Origin of the sequence: Sphingomonas psychrotolerans (assembly GCF_002796605.1) — a bacterium.
In the GTDB taxonomy this organism is placed as follows: domain Bacteria; phylum Pseudomonadota; class Alphaproteobacteria; order Sphingomonadales; family Sphingomonadaceae; genus Sphingomonas; species Sphingomonas psychrotolerans.
Genome location: NZ_CP024924.1, coordinates 58007 through 76802, shown reverse-complemented (window position 1 = coordinate 76802; position 18796 = coordinate 58007). Strand labels below are relative to the sequence as shown.

General features: G+C 62.6%; 20 protein-coding genes. 16 read left to right on the top strand and 4 right to left on the bottom strand.

The features are described 5' to 3' along the window. The first annotated feature begins 3 nt into the window (after nucleotides 1–3). Nucleotides 4–549: a hypothetical protein gene (locus CVN68_RS22510; RefSeq protein ID WP_100284674.1), complete on the top strand. Its 546-nt coding sequence runs from the start codon at nucleotides 4–6 to the stop codon at nucleotides 547–549. A 97-nt stretch (nucleotides 550–646) separates the two neighbouring features. On the opposite strand, the gene CVN68_RS22505 is transcribed toward CVN68_RS22510, so the two are convergent. Together CVN68_RS22505 and CVN68_RS22500 are read right to left on the bottom strand one after the other, a co-directional pair. After that, a complete protein-coding gene (locus CVN68_RS22505; protein ID WP_100284673.1) occupies nucleotides 647–1591 on the bottom strand; it encodes a LysR family transcriptional regulator in 945 nt (314 codons plus the stop codon). Between the two features lie 50 nt (nucleotides 1592–1641). Then, nucleotides 1642–3411, bottom strand: coding sequence for a monovalent cation:proton antiporter-2 (CPA2) family protein (locus tag CVN68_RS22500; RefSeq protein ID WP_100284672.1), 1770 nt, complete (start codon nucleotides 3409–3411; stop codon nucleotides 1642–1644). Nucleotides 3412–4025: 614 nt separating this feature from the next. Between CVN68_RS22500 and CVN68_RS22495 the strand changes: the two genes are divergently transcribed. The 15 genes from CVN68_RS22495 (at nucleotide 4026) to CVN68_RS22425 (ending at nucleotide 17178) form a co-directional block, all read left to right on the top strand. After that, nucleotides 4026–5066 carry an Atu2307/SP_0267 family LLM class monooxygenase gene (locus tag CVN68_RS22495; protein ID WP_100284671.1) on the top strand — a complete coding sequence of 347 codons (1041 nt, stop codon included), beginning with the start codon at nucleotides 4026–4028 and terminating at the stop codon, nucleotides 5064–5066. 30 nt (nucleotides 5067–5096) lie between these two features. Further along, nucleotides 5097–5882 carry an SDR family NAD(P)-dependent oxidoreductase gene (locus CVN68_RS22490; protein WP_100284670.1) on the top strand — a complete coding sequence of 262 codons (786 nt, stop codon included), beginning with the start codon at nucleotides 5097–5099 and terminating at the stop codon, nucleotides 5880–5882. A gap of 203 nt (nucleotides 5883–6085) precedes the next feature. Further along, on the top strand, nucleotides 6086–6769 hold the full coding sequence (locus CVN68_RS22485) for an FMN-dependent NADH-azoreductase (RefSeq protein ID WP_100284669.1): 684 nt from the start codon (nucleotides 6086–6088) through the stop codon (nucleotides 6767–6769). A 120-nt stretch (nucleotides 6770–6889) separates the two neighbouring features. Beyond that, on the top strand, nucleotides 6890–7732 hold the full coding sequence (locus CVN68_RS22480) for an alpha/beta fold hydrolase (protein WP_100284668.1): 843 nt from the start codon (nucleotides 6890–6892) through the stop codon (nucleotides 7730–7732). Then, a complete protein-coding gene (locus tag CVN68_RS22475; protein WP_100284667.1) occupies nucleotides 7729–8025 on the top strand; it encodes a GNAT family N-acetyltransferase in 297 nt (98 codons plus the stop codon). Before CVN68_RS22480 ends, CVN68_RS22475 begins: the two co-directional genes overlap by 4 nt. Further along, the gene (locus tag CVN68_RS22470) at nucleotides 8018–8911 is read left to right on the top strand and encodes a pirin family protein (protein ID WP_100284666.1); all 894 of its coding nucleotides are present in this window, start codon (nucleotides 8018–8020) and stop codon (nucleotides 8909–8911) included. Before CVN68_RS22475 ends, CVN68_RS22470 begins: the two co-directional genes overlap by 8 nt. A gap of 112 nt (nucleotides 8912–9023) precedes the next feature. Beyond that, entirely contained in the window at nucleotides 9024–9476 is a 453-nt protein-coding gene (locus tag CVN68_RS22465) for an OsmC family protein (RefSeq protein ID WP_100284665.1), read from the top strand. A 226-nt stretch (nucleotides 9477–9702) separates the two neighbouring features. Further along, entirely contained in the window at nucleotides 9703–10143 is a 441-nt protein-coding gene (locus CVN68_RS22460; RefSeq protein ID WP_158299056.1) for a YybH family protein, read from the top strand. 44 nt (nucleotides 10144–10187) lie between these two features. Then, nucleotides 10188–10634: a hypothetical protein gene (locus CVN68_RS22455; protein ID WP_100284663.1), complete on the top strand. Its 447-nt coding sequence runs from the start codon at nucleotides 10188–10190 to the stop codon at nucleotides 10632–10634. A 124-nt stretch (nucleotides 10635–10758) separates the two neighbouring features. Next, the gene (locus CVN68_RS22450) at nucleotides 10759–11751 is read left to right on the top strand and encodes an alpha/beta fold hydrolase (RefSeq protein ID WP_100284662.1); all 993 of its coding nucleotides are present in this window, start codon (nucleotides 10759–10761) and stop codon (nucleotides 11749–11751) included. Further along, on the top strand, nucleotides 11738–12742 hold the full coding sequence (locus CVN68_RS22445; RefSeq protein ID WP_100284661.1) for an ankyrin repeat domain-containing protein: 1005 nt from the start codon (nucleotides 11738–11740) through the stop codon (nucleotides 12740–12742). Before CVN68_RS22450 ends, CVN68_RS22445 begins: the two co-directional genes overlap by 14 nt. 6 nt (nucleotides 12743–12748) lie before the next feature. Continuing rightward, nucleotides 12749–12997, top strand: a complete 249-nt coding sequence (locus CVN68_RS22440; RefSeq protein WP_100284660.1) for a hypothetical protein — start codon at nucleotides 12749–12751, stop codon at nucleotides 12995–12997. Between the two features lie 418 nt (nucleotides 12998–13415). Next, nucleotides 13416–14489 (top strand): NAD(P)H-dependent flavin oxidoreductase, encoded by a 1074-nt coding sequence (locus tag CVN68_RS22435; protein ID WP_100284659.1) that lies wholly within the window; start codon nucleotides 13416–13418, stop codon nucleotides 14487–14489. 217 nt (nucleotides 14490–14706) lie between these two features. Then, nucleotides 14707–15393, top strand: coding sequence for a CPBP family intramembrane glutamic endopeptidase (locus CVN68_RS22430; RefSeq protein ID WP_100284658.1), 687 nt, complete (start codon nucleotides 14707–14709; stop codon nucleotides 15391–15393). Between the two features lie 168 nt (nucleotides 15394–15561). Continuing rightward, nucleotides 15562–17178 carry an FAD-dependent oxidoreductase gene (locus tag CVN68_RS22425; RefSeq protein WP_100284657.1) on the top strand — a complete coding sequence of 539 codons (1617 nt, stop codon included), beginning with the start codon at nucleotides 15562–15564 and terminating at the stop codon, nucleotides 17176–17178. 158 nt (nucleotides 17179–17336) lie between these two features. Here the strand turns inward: CVN68_RS22425 and CVN68_RS22420 are convergent, their stop codons facing one another. Further along, on the bottom strand, nucleotides 17337–17735 hold the full coding sequence (locus CVN68_RS22420) for a cupin domain-containing protein (RefSeq protein WP_407695555.1): 399 nt from the start codon (nucleotides 17733–17735) through the stop codon (nucleotides 17337–17339). 73 nt (nucleotides 17736–17808) lie between these two features. Further along, nucleotides 17809–18771, bottom strand: a complete 963-nt coding sequence (locus CVN68_RS22415; protein WP_100284655.1) for an aspartyl protease family protein — start codon at nucleotides 18769–18771, stop codon at nucleotides 17809–17811. Nucleotides 18772–18796: the final 25 nt, after the last annotated feature.

The following is an 18796-nucleotide window of genomic DNA, read 5'->3' as shown; positions in this document are numbered from 1 at the left end:
CCCATGGCCTACCTCCTGTTCCAACATCAAACTGCCACATCTCAGGCAACCGGCCTCGTTAGCGCCGAGTCTTCGTCGTTGAAAACGCCCAATCGCTTTGATCAAGCGGAGCGATCGGTAATCCTCCTCTCGCGCAACGACCCATGGTTGTCCCTCGCTGATCCGCTTAGCCTCAAGGTCAGGCTGCTACGCTGCTTCGGCTACAAATTGTCCAACCGGTTGGCGGACGGACGACTTGAGGCCCTGCGCCGGCACGCCGTCATCCTGCGACTTCGCGGACCAGCGCATGACAACGACTTACGCAATTTCTTCGAAGCCGGTTTTGCAGCGGGACAAGCTGCCCGGTTGGAGCAGATGGTAGCGCCTTGGAGATGTCGTTCTCATGCAGGATCAGCCGTTCTGTCTTGGAGCGCACTCGGACTCGCGGTCGGCCTCATCTACCATATCGTGGCGCAGGCGTTGGCGGAGGAGATGATCGCATTCATCATCTCGGGTCTATCGTTCGTGCTGCTCGCGCCGCTCTTGCTCCCAGCTCAGAGCGCGCGCTGATTGCTGTGAAAGCTGCAGAGGCGAGCGCAAGTGTTCGTCGCGACGAGGCACCTACCTCTCTATCAATGATCGCCGCGGACGCGCCCGGGCCTGGATACTAGCCGGGCGAGTTCGAAGTTTGACCGAATTGAACGTCATTTGCCCAATCGAATCCAAAACGAACGCCTGCGGGGTAGTTTCGCCCGAAGCACTCGATCAGCATCTCGGTCAGAATCCGGATCTTGCGTGCCGGATGCTGCCCAGGCGGTCGGACGACGTATATACCAGCCGGGGGGAGTGGAAAGCGGGTCATGACGTGAACGAGGCGCCCAGCGGCGATATGCTCGTCGACGAACTCGTTCGGCAACCGGCCGATCCCGATGCCCGCCAGGGCAGCAGCAATCAACGCGTTCCCGTTGTCACTCTTGAAGCGCCCTTGCGGCCGTAAGGTGACCATCTTCTGTCCGTCCATGCACTGCCATGACTCTGTCCGCAGCATCAGGGCTTCGTGGCTCGCAAGTTCTTCTGGTGTTTCCGGGGAGCCGTGCTTGGCAATGTATTCGGGGCTGGCCACGAGCTTGCCGTGCAGGGGAGCTACCTGCCTGACGATCAGGTTGGAGTCTTCAAGATAGCCGAACCGAATGCCGCAGTCGAAACCTTCGCCGATGAGATCCACGAAGTGATCGTTATAGCTGGTGTGGATCTGGAGCCGCGGATGACGTCGCGCCATCTCAGCGAGAATCGGGGCAATGTGGGTGGGACCGTAAACGTACGGCGCAGCGATGCGAAGGCGACCGCGTAGCTCACCTTGAGGAAGGATGGTTTCTTTCGCGATGTCGATGGACGAGCAGGCTTGGGCGGCACAATCCCGGAATGTCACTCCGGCCTCCGTGAGGTTGGCACCTCGCGTATTTCGCGAGAGCAACTGAATGCCCAGCTCATCCTCAAGGCGCATGAGGCGACGACTTACGATCGACTTGGACACGCCCAATCGACGCGCCGCTGCCGAGATACCCCCTGAGTCCGCGACTTCGACGAACGTGCGCAATTCTTCGATTTCCACTCAGCACCTCACTTTTTCAATTCCCATACAGCACCCCACTCCTTCTCCGGTCACCGTCGGATATTCGCGCCTTCGGGAAACAGCGGCTCCGGAATAGGCTGAAGAATGAGACGATCTCTGCCCGAGAACGAGTCTCCCTGCGTCTGTTCCGAGAGGCGTTCAGTATCCCGGCGTCGAATGTCTTCGTCCGCTTCTGCGATGTCGGCTTCGGCAAATCCTAGGGCGCGCAATCCTTCGGCCCCCATCAGATATGCAGACTCTACGGTCTCCCTGATCTGGTAATCGACGCCTGCGCGGATCAGTTCGATCGCATGCCCTCGATCACGGCTACGGATCAGAAGTCGGGCCTGAGGCGCTGCGGTCTGAGCCAACGCGACGATCTGCATGGCCGCCTTCGCGTCATCGATGCAGACCATGATCGCGTCAGCTTCGCCAGCCCCCGAATGGTGCAACGTATCGAGCCTTGCACCGTCGCCAAAGAAGACCTTGAACCCGTATCGAGCCGCGTCGCGGATCCGGTCGGGATCGTTGTCGATGACGCTCAGGTCTACCCCGCGGACCAGCAGCAGCTGTGATGCGATCTGGCCGAAACGCCCGAAGCCGATGAGGAGAACCCGCCCCCTGAGACCTTGTGCGGCCTCCACGCCGTCCATCGTCGGCTTCGACCTTTGCAGCCGCGCCATGGCAGCGGCAAGAGCCGGAATCAGCGACATGGACAAGATCACCAAGGTGGCGAAGATCGCGTTCTCCCGTGCGCCGATTACGCCGCTCGAAACCGCCGCGGTGTAAAGCACGAAGGCAAACTCTCCTCCCGGCAGGAAGAGCGACGTGCGGTGCAGCGCCTGATGATTGTCGCCGCCGAACAGGCGGGCGACCGCGTAGACGACCACCGCCTTGGTGAGCATGAATGCTGCCAGCATCGCCAGCAGGAGCCGCCATTCGGCCGCTACGACCGAGAGATCGAGCGACATGCCGACCGCAAGAAGGAACAGCCCCATCAGCAGTCCGCGGAATGGCTCGATATCGCTCTCGATCTGATGCCGGTAGCTCGAACTGGACAGCATCACGCCGGCGATAAAGGCGCCCATCGCCATCGAGAGTCCTGCCAGGTCCATGAGCAAGGCGGCGCCGAGCACCACCAGCAGCGCGCCAGCCGTAAGCACCTCACGCGTCCGCGCCCGAGCGAGCAGCGCGAAGAAAGGGTTTAGGGCCCAGCGCGCTATGCCCACCAACAGCAGCAGTGCGCCAACCGCGGTCAGGGCGCCGGTCCACCCCGCCGCCTCGCGCGCGAGGGGCGACATGAAGGCCACTGCCGTCAACAAGGGCACGATCGTCAGATCCTCAAATAGAAGGATCGCGACCGCTTTCTGTCCTCCCGCGCCGGAAATCTCGCCGCGATCCTGCAGCACCGACATGATGACGGCGGTGGAGGACAGAACCATACCCGCAGCCGCGACGAACGCGATCTGGAATGGCAGGCCGAAGACCAGCGCTCCGGTGGCCGTGAGCGCGACGATCGCGAGCAGCACCTGCACTAATCCAAGGCCGAAGATCTCACCGCGCATCGCCCACAACTTGATCGGTCGTAGTTCCAGCCCAATCACGAATAGGAACATGACGACGCCGAGCTCGGAAAAGTGCAGGATCGACTGCGTGTCGCGGAACAGGGCCAAGCCAGACGGGCCGACCAGCACGCCGGCCGCGAAATAGCCAAGCACCGATCCGAGACCTAGCCGCCGGAATAGCGGCACCGCGATAACGGCGGCACCCATAAGCGCTACCGCTGGCCCGATCGTCTGTCCCAGGCTGGCATCGGACATTACTTCACTTCCCCAAGAATTCTGTCTGCCACTTGACCCGGTCGGGACAACCGCGTTCGCCGACGTCACGCGTCCGACCTTAGGGGAGGCTCACAGCGGCCCCATAACATCTCACAGGCACTACGCGCGCGGTAGGTTCGACATTTGATGAGCTGTGTCGCAGTTTGTGGAACGCGGACTAGGAGAACGCTCCGCCCAATCGAGGGCAAAGGAGCTGTCACTTCATCCAACACCGGTCCACACTCTCCAGTGTCCTGCGGATCGTGGGCCGGGTTGGCGTTGCCGTTCGGGCGACAGAGATTACCAGTAGGTGGCGCTACCGCGGCTCCGCCCAAGATGGCAGTTGAGCTGGCAGGTGATGCCTTGTCGGCTGAGCCCTCGCGAACACAATCCGGTTCAGGGCGGAAGGAGGATGCGCCGTGATTTTCCCTTGGCCGGAGCTCGGCTGGATTAAGTCTTGCGGACGCGAGGAAGTTTACCTTCCGACCGAACGGGGCGCCGATGTCCGAAGATCGGGGCAGGGCGATCCGATCGGAACCAGGCCGGCGACATGGAAAGAGAGAGGCGTTTCCCTAGAACCCCTCCCGCAGCCCTGCCACGCAAAAGGACCCTAGATGGAAATTGGTATCGATAGTTTCGCCGCTATTCTGCCTGACCCGGCGACCGGTGCTCTGCCGTCCTCCACCGATCGCATGGCGGCATTGCTTACGGAGGTGGAAATCGCCGACAGCGTTGGCCTGGACGTATTTGGCATCGGCGAGCACCATCGCCCGGAATTCCTCGATTCTGCTCCGGCCATCATCCTGGCTGCGGCGGCCGCACGCACCAGCCGCATCCGACTGACAAGCGCAGTCACCGTGCTCAGCGCTGCCGATCCAGTGCGGATCTTCCAGGAATTCGCCACGTTGGACCTGATCTCCAAGGGGCGAGCCGAGCTAGTGGTCGGCCGCGGTTCGTTCGGCGAGGCCTTCCCGTTATTCGGCCTCGACCCGCGCAGCTACGACGACCTCTTCGCCGAGAAGCTCGATTTGCTTCTGACGTTGCGTGAGACCACCCACCCGATCTGGCAAGGGCGCTTCCGACCGTCCCTCAATGGAGAGGGTGTCTTCCCGCGTCCGCATCAGCCGCGGCTGCCCGTCTGGCTTGGCGTCGGCGGAACGCCGGAATCCTTCGCTCGCGCTGGCCTGCTCGGCCTGCCACTCATGATCGCGGTTATCGGCGGCACCTTCGGGCGCTTCCGCCCACTCGTTGACCTCTATCGGCAAGCCGGTGAGAAGGCCGGGCACGGTCCCGCAACACTAAAGGTTGGGGTCCACGCGCTCGGCTTCCTCGGAGCTACAGACGCCGAGGCGGCTGATGCCTTCTACCCGGGTTGGGCGCATTTGATGGCCATCGTCGGTCGCGAGCGCGGATGGACGCCACCAACACGCGCGCAGTTCGCAGACATGGCGGGTCCTGAAGGCGCGTACTTGGTAGGCGCGCCCGAGACCGTGGCCGACAAGGTACTGCGGGCGAGCGAAGCGCTGGGCGGCATTTCGCGGATCACATTCCAGATGAGCACCGCGTCGGTTGAGCCGCCAGCAATGCAACGCTCGATTGAGCTCCTGGGCAGAGAGGTCGCTCCGACGGTGCGAGAACGCTTTTTTACCAAATGATCTTTGCGTCTGCGAACAAGGGTGTCCGACATGCGTCCGCTTCTTAGAACATCTGGCCGACCGGTCGTCGTCACCAACGCAGGTCACGGCCTCGGCCGCGAGATCGCGCTTATGCTTGCGAAGAGGCGATCCATTGTATTCGGTACCGCCGGCTCGGCGCAGGAGGTGGAAGATCTACGCAGTGCCTCCAGCGGCCGTGTCAGTCTTATCGCCTGCGATATGCAACAGACGCAGATGGTGAATGCGTGGGCCGCCGGTGTATCAGAGGCGATCGGTAAATCCGGGCTCGATCTTCTCATCAATACGGCAGTGCATCTGCCCTCCGGTCCCCTCGAATTGCTGCCCCTCGAAGAGGTGCGGCGTGGCTTTGAGGCAAATGTTTTCGGCGGACTGGCGGTCATCAACGCTTTCCTACCCGCGCTACGGATGGCTCAAGGCCGCATCGTTCAGATCAGTTCCTCGGCGCGGGATGAGCCGCAGCCTTTTGACGGCCCGTCGGATGCCTCGCAGGCGGCCGTAGAAGCTTTTTCGGCCGCATACCGGGCCGAACTCAAGCCATTCGGCATCGACGTGGTCATCGCATCAATGTGCGATCTCGAGGCGACGTCAACAGGTCCGACCAACGATTTAACACGGCTCGACGACAGCATGACGGCGGCCCAGCGCAAGCTCTATGGAAAGCTACTACGCGTCTGGATGAAGAAGCTTTCCGAGGGCGAGGCGCTGGGGGATTCCGTCACAGCTGCGGCGCGCGTGCTCGATCTCGCTGTCCAAAGCCAGGTGCCGGTCAAAGCGGAAATCGACACTCGCGCCTGACGGCAGGCGGGTGTTCGTCGCGGCCATAGATGGCTTCGGCTAGGAGCGTGGCTCGAGCTGCGGCCGCTCAGCATCGCGAGCGCGGCATAAGATGCGATCGGCCAAGGGTTGCTCTTTCTGCGACACAGCTTGTCACGTTGCGCCGCTACTTAGCCCGTCGCCGGAATGTTACGCCGGGTTCCGCAATCGAAGTGGAGCGCCGTGTGAACCGAATTCTTGCGATCAACAGCAGCATCTCCGGCGAGGCCTCGGTCTCCCGTGTCCTCGTCGAAGAAACGGTGCAGCGTCTGCTGGCGGCGATTCCTGACGCGCTGGTCACCCGGCGCGACCTCAGTGACGTTCCGGTTCCGCATCTGACCCCGGACACCGTCGCCGGCATTCGTGCTGTTGCAACAACAGAAGACGAGCTTGCTGCGCAGGGGCTGTCGGACGATCTGATCGCGGAGCTGCAGGAGGCGACGATCCTCGTGATCGGGGCGCCGATGTACAATTTCAGCATTTCAACGACGCTGCGCAGCTGGTTCGATCATGTGCTGCGACCGCGCGTAACGTTCTCTTTCAGTGAATCCGGCCCGCAGGGCCTGCTCACAGGCATCCGCGCCATTGTGATCCAGGCGCGGGGCGGTCTCTATAGCGAAGGGCCGAGCAAGGTCCTCGACTTCCAAGAGCCGTATCTGAAGCAGCTTCTCGGCTTCGTCGGGATCACGGATGTCGCGTTCGTTCATGCCGAAAAGATCGGCTTTGGGCCCGAAGCGCGCGACGCCGCGATCGCGCATGCCCGGGGTCAGATCGAGACAGCCGTCGCACGGATCGCCGCAGGTGGCATGGCCGTGCACGTGCCGGACGGAACGGCAGGGCCGGACCAGGTGATCGACCGGCGGCCATGAATCGGACCGAGGTCGCCCACATTCAGAACGGTCGAATTCAGGCGATCCATGTTTACCCGGATCAGGCGCGGGGCTGACAGGCCTTAGCCCGGTCCCCAACCAAGAAGGATTTGCCCGACAATGGCAACGTTAACGGTGAAGGACGGTACACGCCTCTTCTACAAAGATTGGGGTCCTCGCGACGCCCAGCCCATCGTATTCCATCATGGATGGCCGCTCAGTTCAGACGACTGGGATAACCAGATGCTGTTTTTTCTGGCGAAAGGCTACCGCGTCGTCGCGCATGACCGACGTGGTCACGGCCGTTCCGACCAGACCGATACCGGCAATGAGATGGACACCTATGCCGCCGACGTCGCGGAACTGGCAGACGCGCTCGATCTGAAAAACGCAGTACATATCGGGCATTCCACCGGTGGCGGCGAAGTGATCCGCTATGTCGCGCGAAGCACACCCGGTCGCGTCGCCAAGGCCGTGCTCTTGGGCGCCGTGCCACCCATCATGCTGGCGACGGAGCGCTATCCCGGCGGGTTGCCGATGTCGATTTTCGACGGGTTCCGCGAAGCGCTCAGCCGCAACCGCGCGCAATTCTTTCTCGATGTGCCCAGCGGTCCCTTTTACGGCTTCAACCGCGACGCCGCCGAGGTCAGCGAAGGCCTGATCCGCAATTGGTGGCGCCAAGGCATGATGGGCGGCACCAAGGCGCATTACGACTGTATCACGGCCTTCTCGGAAACGGACTTCACCGAAGATCTGCAGGCCGTCACGGTTCCCGTGCTCCTGATGCACGGTGAAGACGATCAAGTGGTGCCGATCGAGGCCTCGGCTCGCATTGCGGTCAAGCTGCTCCCGAATGGCGCGCTCAAAACCTATCCCGGCCTATCGCACGGCATGTTCGCGACCCATCCCGACCTCATTAACGCCGACCTTCTTGCCTTTATCAAGGGGGAGAACCTCGCGTGAACGTCGTCGAAGACAATCCCGCTCAGCATCGCTTCGAACTGCCGATCGATGCGAGCCACGAAGTTGCCGCTGCCTATTACCGCATGGACGGTGATCAGGTCGTCCTGACCCACACGATCGTGCCGAAGCGGTTCTCCGGACAGGGTCTAGGCTCACAGCTCGCACGCGGCACCTTCGACGCCATCCGTTCGTCCGGGCGCAAGGTGGTGCTGCTCTGCCCCTTCATGGCGGCCTTCTACGCGCGCCATCCCGAATATGCCGATATCGTCGCGACGGAGACCCAGAATGATTGAACTCGTCATCGATCAGCGTCGCCGCGATCTAGGCGGTGGCTTCGAGGTCGGCCGCGTCCTGCCCTTCGCCAAGCGGCGCATGGTCGGACCCTTCATATTCTTCGATCACTTCGGGCCCATCGATCTGGCCCCCGGCCTCGGCCCCGAGTTCGATGTCCGGGCGCATCCGCACGTTGGCCTGTCGACCGTCAGTTACCTGTTCTCGGGCGAGATCATGCACCGCGACAGCCTCGGCTACGAAATGCCGATCCGGCCGCAAGAAGTGAATTGGATGACGGCCGGCCGCGGCATCACGCATAGCGAGCGCTTCGAACATGCCCGCGCCGTCGGCGACCACCTGCATGGCATCCAGGCCTGGGTCGCGCTGCCGGAGGAATTCGAGGAAAGCGCCCCGTCCTTCACCCACCACTCGGGCACCGACCTGCCGCAATGGGAAAGCGGCGGAGTAGTCGGTCATCTAATCGCGGGCAGCGCCTATGGCCTCACCGCAAGGGCCAAGACGCACTCGCCGCTCTTCTACGCGCACCTCGAAATGGAGCCTGGCGCGGTCGCAGAAGTCCCCGCGGATCACAAAGAGCGGGCGCTCTACATCGCGGCGGGCGCGATCGAAATCCACGGCAATCGCTACGAGGCGGGACAGATGCTGGTTCTGGGCGCGGGCTCTTCGCATTTTAAGGCCAAGAAGGCTTCGACCGTCATGGTTCTCGGCGGCGAGCCGATCGGAGAGCGTTTCATCCACTGGAACTTCGTTTCCTCATCCAAGGACCGGCTCGCTCAGGCGGCGGCCGATTGGAAGGCGGGACGCATGAAGCTGCCCGATGCCGACGATGCCGAGTTCATTCCACTACCGGACGAGCCGGTTCCGCCTCTGCCAGCGATATCATGAACCCTTTTGTCATCTGCAGCACCGGTTTGCGAGGAGACATCGCGATTGGCTCTGCAAGCACGCGACCCTCCTCCTGGTTTTTGCAAAGCCAGGCCTCTCCTACACCGGCCCCATGGATCTCGTGATGGCGGCCCTTCGCACCCGAGTATCAGCGATCGAAACCGGGGAGAGCCCGTTTGCTGTCCGCATCGCGACGCATGACCACAGCTTCATTGGCGACGAACCAGCCAGTGCGGGCGGCGGCGGCCTGGGGCCGAACCCGCTCGAACTGCTGGCCTCATCGCTAGCCGAATGCACCGTCATGACCGTCCGCTGGTTTGCGCTCCAGCAAGGCTGGCCGGTCGAGCATATCGAGGTTGTGGTTGATCATGTGAAGACGGTGATTGCCGGTGCCGCTGCACCAATCGATATATTCGACAAGACCGTCTCAATCAGCGCTCCGCTGCTCGGCGCCGATCAACTGGCACGGTTGATGGAGATCGCGGGCAAGTGCCCGGTTCAGCGCGTCCTGGAGGGCGCGCCCCTGATCCGGACGAAGGCTGGAGCGTCGACGCCGGAGCACTGACGGCGCCGATCGCAATGGTGATGAGATCGCCCCGGGCGCTCTAAAGCCTTCAGCCTTGCGAGCGCCCTGCTGGCTGCGATCCATTCATGGGACGCCGTGGGGGGCGTCCGGCGTGCCGCGTTCCGGAAACGGCGACACAGTATCGCAGACCCCCATACTACTCCGAAGACCGGAAGCGACATAAAGTCCAAGCGCAACAAATTGAATCAAGACGGGGATGCACGTTATGAGAAAGCTCGTGAAATCTGCAAGCAAAACCGCAGGCGCCGCTTCGACTCAGGCAGACATCGAAGAGGTATTGCTGACCTACGAGACGGCGCTGAACGCCTCGGACACCGACACAGTGCTGACCGTATTTGCACCTGATGGCGTCTTCATGGCTCCGAACAACCCTTCGACCGTCGGCGCCGATGCAATCCGGGCTGCCTACAACGGCATTTTCCAGGCGATCACCTTCGATACCGAGTTGACGGTCGAGGAGGTCGTGCAGGTCGCGCCGAACTGGGCGTTCGTCCGGACGAGTTCGAACGGGCATGTGACCGTGAATGCAATCAAGCAACGCGTCCCCGACGCCAACCACGAACTGTTCATCTTCCAAAAAGGCGATGACGAGGCGTGGAAGATCGCGCGCTACTCCTTCGCGACGACGAACCCGCTCCCCCAATAACTGTCGCGCGTGCGACGCCTCACAAGCGCACCGAGGAGAGTGGGATGAACTGGACGGCGATCTCGGCGGTCAGCGGTCTCGTGCAGTCCGTCGTGGTCGTGGCCAGCCTATGGTATGTGATCGTGCAGCTTCGGCAGAACACGAAGGCCATGATCGCGAGCTCGTTTCAGGAGATCCTGGAAGCCGACATCGGCATCATCTCCGATTACATGCAGCAAGGCGTCGATCCGCACTTCATAGGCGACGATATCGCGCTGACGCCGGAAGCGGAGCGGATGTTCCTGTGGCAGGTGGTCAAGCTCATCAAGATCCGGGAATACGCCTGGCACCAGTTCAGAACGGGGACGCTCGACGGGGAATCATGGGAAACCCTAACTGCGGCACTGCCGACGATCTTCGCCACAAGACGGGCGCGGGCCGTTCTCGACTTCTACACCGGAAATCAGGACTTCATGCTCTTCATGAGGAAACAGCTGGCCGACCTCCCCTGAGGGCAATCACGGCGACGTGGTCGAGCATCGTCGAGAGAGACTTCGTGGAACCGCGGCTCCTCTCGCGGTTACCGACGTGACCTTGGCGACGAGCATGCAGACCGGCACATAGGGGACTTTCGAGATGAGCGATCAGGCAGATGACTATCCCCACGTGCGCCGCATGCGGGTGATGGCAAACGGCGAGCCCTTCCATGTGCTTGACCAGGGCGAGGGCCCAGCCGTGTTGTTCTGCCACGGCTTCCCGGATACGGCAGAGACTTGGCGGAGCCAAATGCGCGCCGTTGCCGCGGCTGGGTTTCGGGCGATAGCGCTGGACATGCGCGGGTTCGGCCAGAGCTACGCGCCGGAAGACTTTCGCAATTACACCTCTCTTCATGTCACGGGCGACCTGATCGGCGTGCTCGACGCGCTTGAGATCGACAGCGCGGTGATTGTCGGACACGACTGGGGTGCGGACTATGCGCAGCGAGCCTGCATTATGCGTCCCGACCGCTTCCACGCGCTCGTCAGCCTCAGCATTCCCTTTTCACCGCGCGGAGACACGAGCCTCTGGGAAGACTTGCGGGCACGCGGACTCGGCGAGCGCTATTACGCCTTCGGACTTTCCGAACCCGAAGCGGATGCGCGCCTCTTGCCGGCGTCGAACACGATACGCAGCGTGCTCTACTGGCTGTCCGCAAGTCCCCCGCCCGGAGAAAGGTGGGACCCGATCGACCCGGCGAAGGGAATGCTCCGCCCTCCGCTGGTGGAGATTCCAACCTGGGCGGATCCCGACTATGTGGCACATTCGATCAGCGCCTTTGAGCGGACAGGCTTTCACGGAGGGCTGAACTACTACCGCGTCCTCCAAGAGACCTTCGGGCTGACCGCTGCGTTCAAGAACGTAACGATCGCGCAGCCCAGCCTCTATATCTGGGGCGGTGCTGACGGTCTCTGCCGCTTCTTCCACCCAGAGCCTCCCGCCGTGTCGGACCTAAGCCCGGTGTGGCCAGGGCTTGTCGACGTCGTCGAATTGGACGGGGTCGGCCACTGGGTGCAGCACGAGGCGGCGGAGCGGGTGAACGAAGAGATTGTCCGATTCCTGGCTCGGGAGGTGTGCGATGTCGCTCGATGAAGCGATCCGAGCGGGTGATGTAGCCGCAGCGCGGGTGGCATTAGGTGACAGCACCGATGTTGATCGGCGGGATGCCGACGGCTTCACTCCGCTCATGATGGCGGCCGGCTTGGGCCAAACCCTGATGGTGGAGCTACTCCTGACGGCCGGCGCCGATCTGCTTGCCGTGGAACCGCGCATGGGAGCAACGGTGCTGCACAAGGCGGCGCAATCTGGAAGCCCGGCTGTCATACGCCTGCTGCTCGACTGCGGCGCATTTGTAGACCAGCAAACTCCGGTTCTCGGCAACACACCGCTTATGGACGCGGTGCTGCACAAGCATGAGGGCGCGGTGCAGCTGCTGCTTGATCGCGGCGCGCGGACGGGGATCCGCAATCACTGGCACCAGACCGCACTGGAACTGGCGCAAGAGGACGGGTCGGAAGCGATCGCCCGCGCGATCGTGCTCCACGAAACAGCATCGGCGGAGCAGCTTGCCGGGTCGGCGTTGATCGTGGCGATCAAGGAGGGCGACGTCGGCGAGGCGCGAAGGCTGATCGCCGAAGGCACTGACGTGAATCAGCGTATCCCCGTCACCGGCACGGTAGAGGACGACTATACCGCTCTGGGCATCGCCGTGCGCACGCGGCAGGTGGAGATTGTCCACCTGCTGCTCGATGCCGGCGCAGATCCTCATGGTGAGATCGGGCTTATGCGCGGAACGGCGATCCACGAGGCGGCTTTTCTCGGCTACGCACATGTCCTGCGGGTTTTGCTGCAGGGTCTCGACCGCGGCGGCGTGGGCAGTCGCGGCCTCGACGCGCAAGGTCCATATAACGGCCTGACAGCACTGCACGATGCTGTCTGGCACGGCCATGTGGAGGCCGCGCAAATTCTGGTCGAGCATGGCGCATCGCTCGGTCTGCGCACCCATTCGGGGCAGACCCCGCGCGAGCTAGCCAGTCTCTACGGTTACGAGGATCTGGCACGCATCCTCGCCAAGGCGGAATAGACGCATATGGACGAAAACGGATCTGCGGTGAAACTAGAGGCGCGTGCGATCCCGGTCCCCGCCTCCATCAGCGCCGAAGCCCAAGCGGCGTTGGCCTGCCTCGTCGGGGAAGACGGGAGGCCTCTTCACGCCCTTTACGAGACGCCGCAGCCGGACGACCTTCCGGGTTGGATGAAGATCAAGGCGGCGGCGGACGCACAATATGCCACATCGGCGAAGGGGTGGCAGGAAACCTTCGAGCTCAATCGTCTATGATCGAAGCCGGCCCCGCGATCATCCATCACGCCACGCCGGACGTGATATCCGATGACCGGCACGCGACGATCGATCTGCACGGCCGGCTCGCTGGTGTTCGGCGGCGGGGAGGCGTCCCGGGTGAGCGCTTGCCGCCAAGCCAAGCAGCACGGCGTACCCTGTTACGGCATCGACTACCGGATGCCGCCGGAGCACCCGTGCCTGTAGCGGCTCGCAATGATGATCGCCCGGAACTGCAATAAGGGTCGTTTCCGGCTCACATTGCGTGAGACGGTTCGACGCCGCAGGCGCACGATCGTTGAGACGCAAACCACAATCGGTGCGACACACCCACAATGCTGATCCGCGCGCTCGCGAACGGCGAGAAGAGTCTACTAGACGATGGCTGACGAAGCGTTTGCGGCATAAGGAGGCAAGAATGCTCAACCGGCTCAACATGACGCTCCCCATCGTCCAGGCACCGATGGCCGGCGTCTCGACGCCGACACTGGCGGCAACGGTGTCGGATGCTGGCGGGCTAGGATCGATCGGGGTCGGCGCGACCGACGCCAGCGGCGCACGCGAGATGATTGAGGAAACCCGCGCACGCATCAACCGCATCGATGGAGCCTTTAACGTCAATCTGTTTGTCCACGGCAGCGCCACGGCTGATCTGGAGCGAGAACGGGCATGGCTGGAATGGCTCGCGCCGTTGTTCGCGGAGTTCGATGCCGAGCCGCCCAAGGCGCTGCGTACGATCTATAAGAGCTTTGACGACGATGCCGATATGCTGGCGACCCTGCTGGCGCTGAAACCCCCCGTCGTCAGCTTCCATTTCGGTGTGCCGTCTGCCGACGCGCTCTCGGAGTTGCGCGCGCGTGGCATCTACCTGCTGGCGACTGCCACCAGCGTGGAGGAAGCACGCGCGATCGAAGCGGCCGGTATCGATGGTATTGTGGCGCAAGGTATCGAGGCTGGCGGACACCGGGGTGTCTTTGATCCGGCAAAGCCAGACGATGCTCTCGGGACGTTGGCGCTGACGCGCCTGCTGGTGCGGGAAACGAAGCTGCCTGTTATCGCTGCTGGCGGGATCATGGATGGCGCGGGCATCGCGGCCGCGCTCGAACTTGGCGCCATTGCAGCGCAACTCGGCACGGCGTTCGTAGGCTGTCCGGAGTCCGCTGCTGACAATGCCTATCGCACCGCTTTAAACGGTCCGGGAGCATATCACACGACCCTGACACCGTTGATCTCCGGACGCCCCGCGCGAGCGATTGCCAACCGCTTTACGGCACTGATCGGGCAACTCGCCGAGCGTCTGCCGCCCGACTATCCCATTGCCTACGATGCCGGCAAATCCCTCCATGCAGCCGCCAAAGCTCGCGGCGAACACGGGTTTGGGGCGCATTGGGCAGGACAGGGCGCGCCTCTGTCGCGCGCCCTGCCTGCTGCTGCCCTCATTGAAACACTTGCGCGCGAGCTGAGTGCCGTCCGCAATCGGAACGACCGGTAATGCCATTGCTCAACATCCACATCGTCAATGGCCGCCCGGCGAAGGCCGTCGCGGAATAGCAGCAGGTCATCCATGAGGCGATGGTTAAGACGTTTTAGTCTGCCCGGGCGCTTGCCGCGAAGCTTGGTCGGCATCGCCAGACTCACGCAATGTTCGAGGGCGAACTCGTACTGGAAGCCGGCGCACAGACGTTCGACCGGCGAGGAGCGAGGCAACAATGTTTACCGGGATTAAGACAAGGCAGCCTGGCTGGCCTGAGATCCTCATCGGTCTCATCGCGTTCGCTGTGCTGCTGTTCGCTTTCGCGCTGGGTTTCAGCCAGCTGCCCGCCGATCGGCCGATTCTTCAGGGAGTTGTCGGTTCGACCGCGGGGGGCTTCGCCGGCGTGGGCGCTTTCGTCGCCGCCTATGGATTGAGGATCCGGACCCTTCCGCCGTTCGGGTTCCGGCGGGTTGCGTCGCGTTGGCTGGTAATCGCGGCCGGCATGGGAGTGGCCGGATATGGCCTCAACTACATCATCCAAATGGTCTATGCGGCGTCCTTCGGATACGACGATCCTCAAGGCATTCTCCACGCAGCCGCACGTGGCGGCGCGCTCCCGTTCTTCGCATCGCTTCTTGGAGGTGCCGCGTTCACGCCTTTCGGAGAGGAGATCCTTTTCCGGGGTGTCGTTGCAAACGCCCTGAACCGCTACGGAGCATGGGCCGGCATTGGCGTCAGCTCGGTCATTTTCGGGCTCGCGCACGGGATCAGCGTAATCCTGCCTGTCGCGATCATGGTGGGCATGCTTGCCGCGATTCTGTTCCGCCGTACCGGCTCGGTCTGGCCGGGGATCATTCTCCATTGTGTCTACAACGGCTCGAACAGCGTCGCTTCGGTTTTGGGCATTAGTCCGGTTCCCTGAGGCGAACCTAGCGGGTCCTACCTATGTCAGCCGAAGACTGTGCGCCGTAGGCGTTCCGCGACGCGCGACACGGTATGTCACCGCGCGGAGCTACCCGCTCGATCGTTGAAGTGGCAAACCGCCACCATTCGCTAGCTGTCAATTTGACCAAGTACATCGGAGACGGGCGTGGAGAAGATCGGCCGAGACCTTTCAGAGATGCAGCGGGTTCCGCTGTCAGAATCGCACGTCGCCGCCATGCGCGTTGCAGGCACGGAGGTCCGATATCCTGCCGGCACGGTTTTGGTCCGACCCGGCGAAACGATCGACAGCTTCGTTTACGTTGAGGAGGGCGAGATCGAGGTCATGAACGCTTTCACCGGAGAGCGCCTGATCCCCGACACGCTTGGACCATCCCAATTCATGGGGGAGATTTCCTTCCTTGCGGGCGGCAGCTGGTCGATGGCGTTCCGGGCAGCTCAGGACACCCGGGTGATCGAGGTCCCCCGCGCCGAGATGCTCAAGCTGATGGCGCAGATCCCCGAAATGTCGGACATCGTCATCACCGTACTGGCGGCACGACGTCGCAAACAACTCGAAACGCGAAACAGCTCTCTCGTACTCATCGGCGAAGAGGCGGACCGGGACATCCGACGCATCGCGGAGTTCGCGGCGCGAAATCGACTCCCCTGCGCGTCCCACGTCCTGGACAGCGCAGAAGCGCACGCGGTGGCATCAAGCTGCTCTGCCGATCCGGGCCAACCCATGGTGATCTTTGGCAAGGATACGGTGATCACGGATCCGACGCCGGAAAAGATCGCTCGGCTGGTCGGAATGCATCAGGAGCTCAATGAGAACGAGATCGTCGACGTTCTCATCGTGGGCGGTGGTCCCGCTGGCGTCGCTGCGGGCGTGTATGCGGGAGCCGAAGGGCTCAGCGCGGTAGTGGTAGAGGACATTGCCGTGGGCGGGCAGGCTGGCACATCAAGCCGGATCGAGAACTACATGGGTTTCCCCACCGGCATCTCGGGCGCCGACTTGGTCTGGCGAGGCGAGGTTCAGGCGATGAAGTTCGGGACGCGCTTTGCGATGCCCCTCCGCGTCGATGCCTTAGATATGCTGGAGGACGGCACCTTCTGCGCCACCTTCAGCAGCGGGCGGCGCGCTCGTGCGAGAGCGGTAGTGATCGCAACGGGAGTGCAGTATCGCCGCCTCCCGATCGACCGCCTGGCCGACTTCGAGGGCGATGGAATCTACTATTCGGCGACGGAGAACGAAGCGCGCTTCTGCCGTGACACCGAGGTCATCGTCATCGGCGGGGGGAACTCGGCCGGGCAGGCAGCGATGTTCCTTAGCCGCGTCGCAAACCGGGTACGCCTCCTCGTTCGCGGGGACTCGCTGGCAGCCTCGATGTCCAGCTACCTGTCCAGCCGGCTTGAGGCCGATCCGGCGATCACAATCGAATACGGTGCGCAAGTGGTTGCGGTCCACGGCAGCCAGAGGCTCGAGAGGGTCACGATCCGGCGAAGCGGCTCGGAGGAAACCGTCGATACCTGCGGCATGTTCGTGATGGTCGGAGCGGTGCCGAATACCGCTTGGCTTGCCGAGCTAGTGCAGCTCGACGCCAAGGGTTTTGTTCTGACGGGCGACGATGCGGGCGCCGCATCGCCCTACGCGACGTCGTGCCCAGGCATCTTCGCGGTCGGGGACGTGCGTGCGGGATCAGTCAAACGCGTCGCCTCGTCCGTCGGGGAAGGTTCGGTCGTCATCTCGCGCGTTTGGGACCACGTCAACTCGGCACACTGACAACCTCATCGGGGGGCCTCATCAAGCTTGGCCACAGGCGACCTTCCAGCTCGTGGAAGGCGCGGGCACGCCTGGTCCGAACCGGGTTCCTCGACGCATTAATCCGCGCAACCGACGGCTACATCCCGGCCCGCTACCCAAGGAGATTGATTGTCAGATCAGTTCGGGCTCCAGCCTGGAGGCGCGAGTTCGAAGCCGCCGAACTCGAACCCGGGGGCGACGACGCAGGTCATGAGAGCCCAGCCAGTGGCCACCTCGGCCGATTGCCACGTGCCCGCAGGAACAATCGCCTGTACCTGCTGCCCCCTGCCAGCATCAGGCCCTAGAAAGATAGGATCCTGCCCGTCGATCCAAAGCGTTAGCGGCGTTCCCGAGTGCCAGAGCCAGACCTCGTCGGCGTCTACGCGATGCCAGTGCGAACGCTCTCCTTCCGCCAGCAGGAACAGGATCGCCGTCATCCGCGAACGGCCGTCCGGTCCATCGGCCGTTCGTATTGTTTCGCGAAAATGGCCACCTTCTGGATGTGGCTGGAGATCCAGCAGCGTGATCAAATCCACACCCACCTCGTTGCTTTCCCCCGCGTCGCTAGTTTCAGCACTGGAGCTTGCGTATACCGTCCGCATGCGCTCGTTACCTCTCGATGCACAAGGTTCTTGCCGGATAGTCGAACGTGACCCGGCCCTCTTTCCAGAGTGGAACGCCCAAGGATCCGTCAGCCGCACCGGATTCGAAGACCGGCGCACCGGAAGATAGCGCTACTTCCAAATCCTGGATTTCCAACATACCGATCTTAACGTGCGCGACTTTAGCGATGCTTCCCTGGATCTCACCACCGGTCCCGTGTCCGATCTTTTGCGCCTGACCGGACTGCACCAGCGCTTTTCCCGCGTCGCTCCTGACGAATGGCCCACCAATGATCATCGCCTGGTGCCTCGTCCCAAGATCCACCACAAGCTTGAGACGTGCCGGTTCGGAGGACGGGGTCGCACGCAGCTCTACCTCGACGACCGGCACATCATGGACCAACGACATGGGGATGGGGGCTGCGCATTTGGGCGAGCTTCCGGTCGGGCCAAACGTGACGCGCTGCCGCTTGTAGTCGAACGTGATCGCTCCGTACTTGAACGCTGGCGCCCCAATCAGCAACCTCACAGGAAAACCGGCGGACGAAGACAACTGTTCCAGGTTCACGGAATAGGCGTCAATTCCGTCGAACCTGATTGGCCCCACGATCAGGCTGGAGATATTTACCGGGAGAAGCTGTTGAGCCTGAGCTCCCCCTCCAGCTACCTCGCCGACCGATTGGCCGGCCTTCAAGCCGATGGCACGCGTGAATTCCCGATCGATGACGATCGCACCCGCGCCGCTGTCCAGGACCGCAATTTCGCTCTGGCCGTTTATCGTCGCCGCCACGGTTACAAGGTTGTCCCGCAGCTTGATAGGAATGCTGGCTGGTCTCGATGGCATCCGTGAAGGCATGTCGGCGGCTGTTGTAGAGGGCTGGACAGGCGCTGCCTCCTTTCCCTGCGCCGCTAGTCCCTGGACGGCCGTGGAAGCGGCGACAATGATGCCGAGCGAGAGAATATACCGCATTCTTAAAAGACCTTCGTGGCTATGA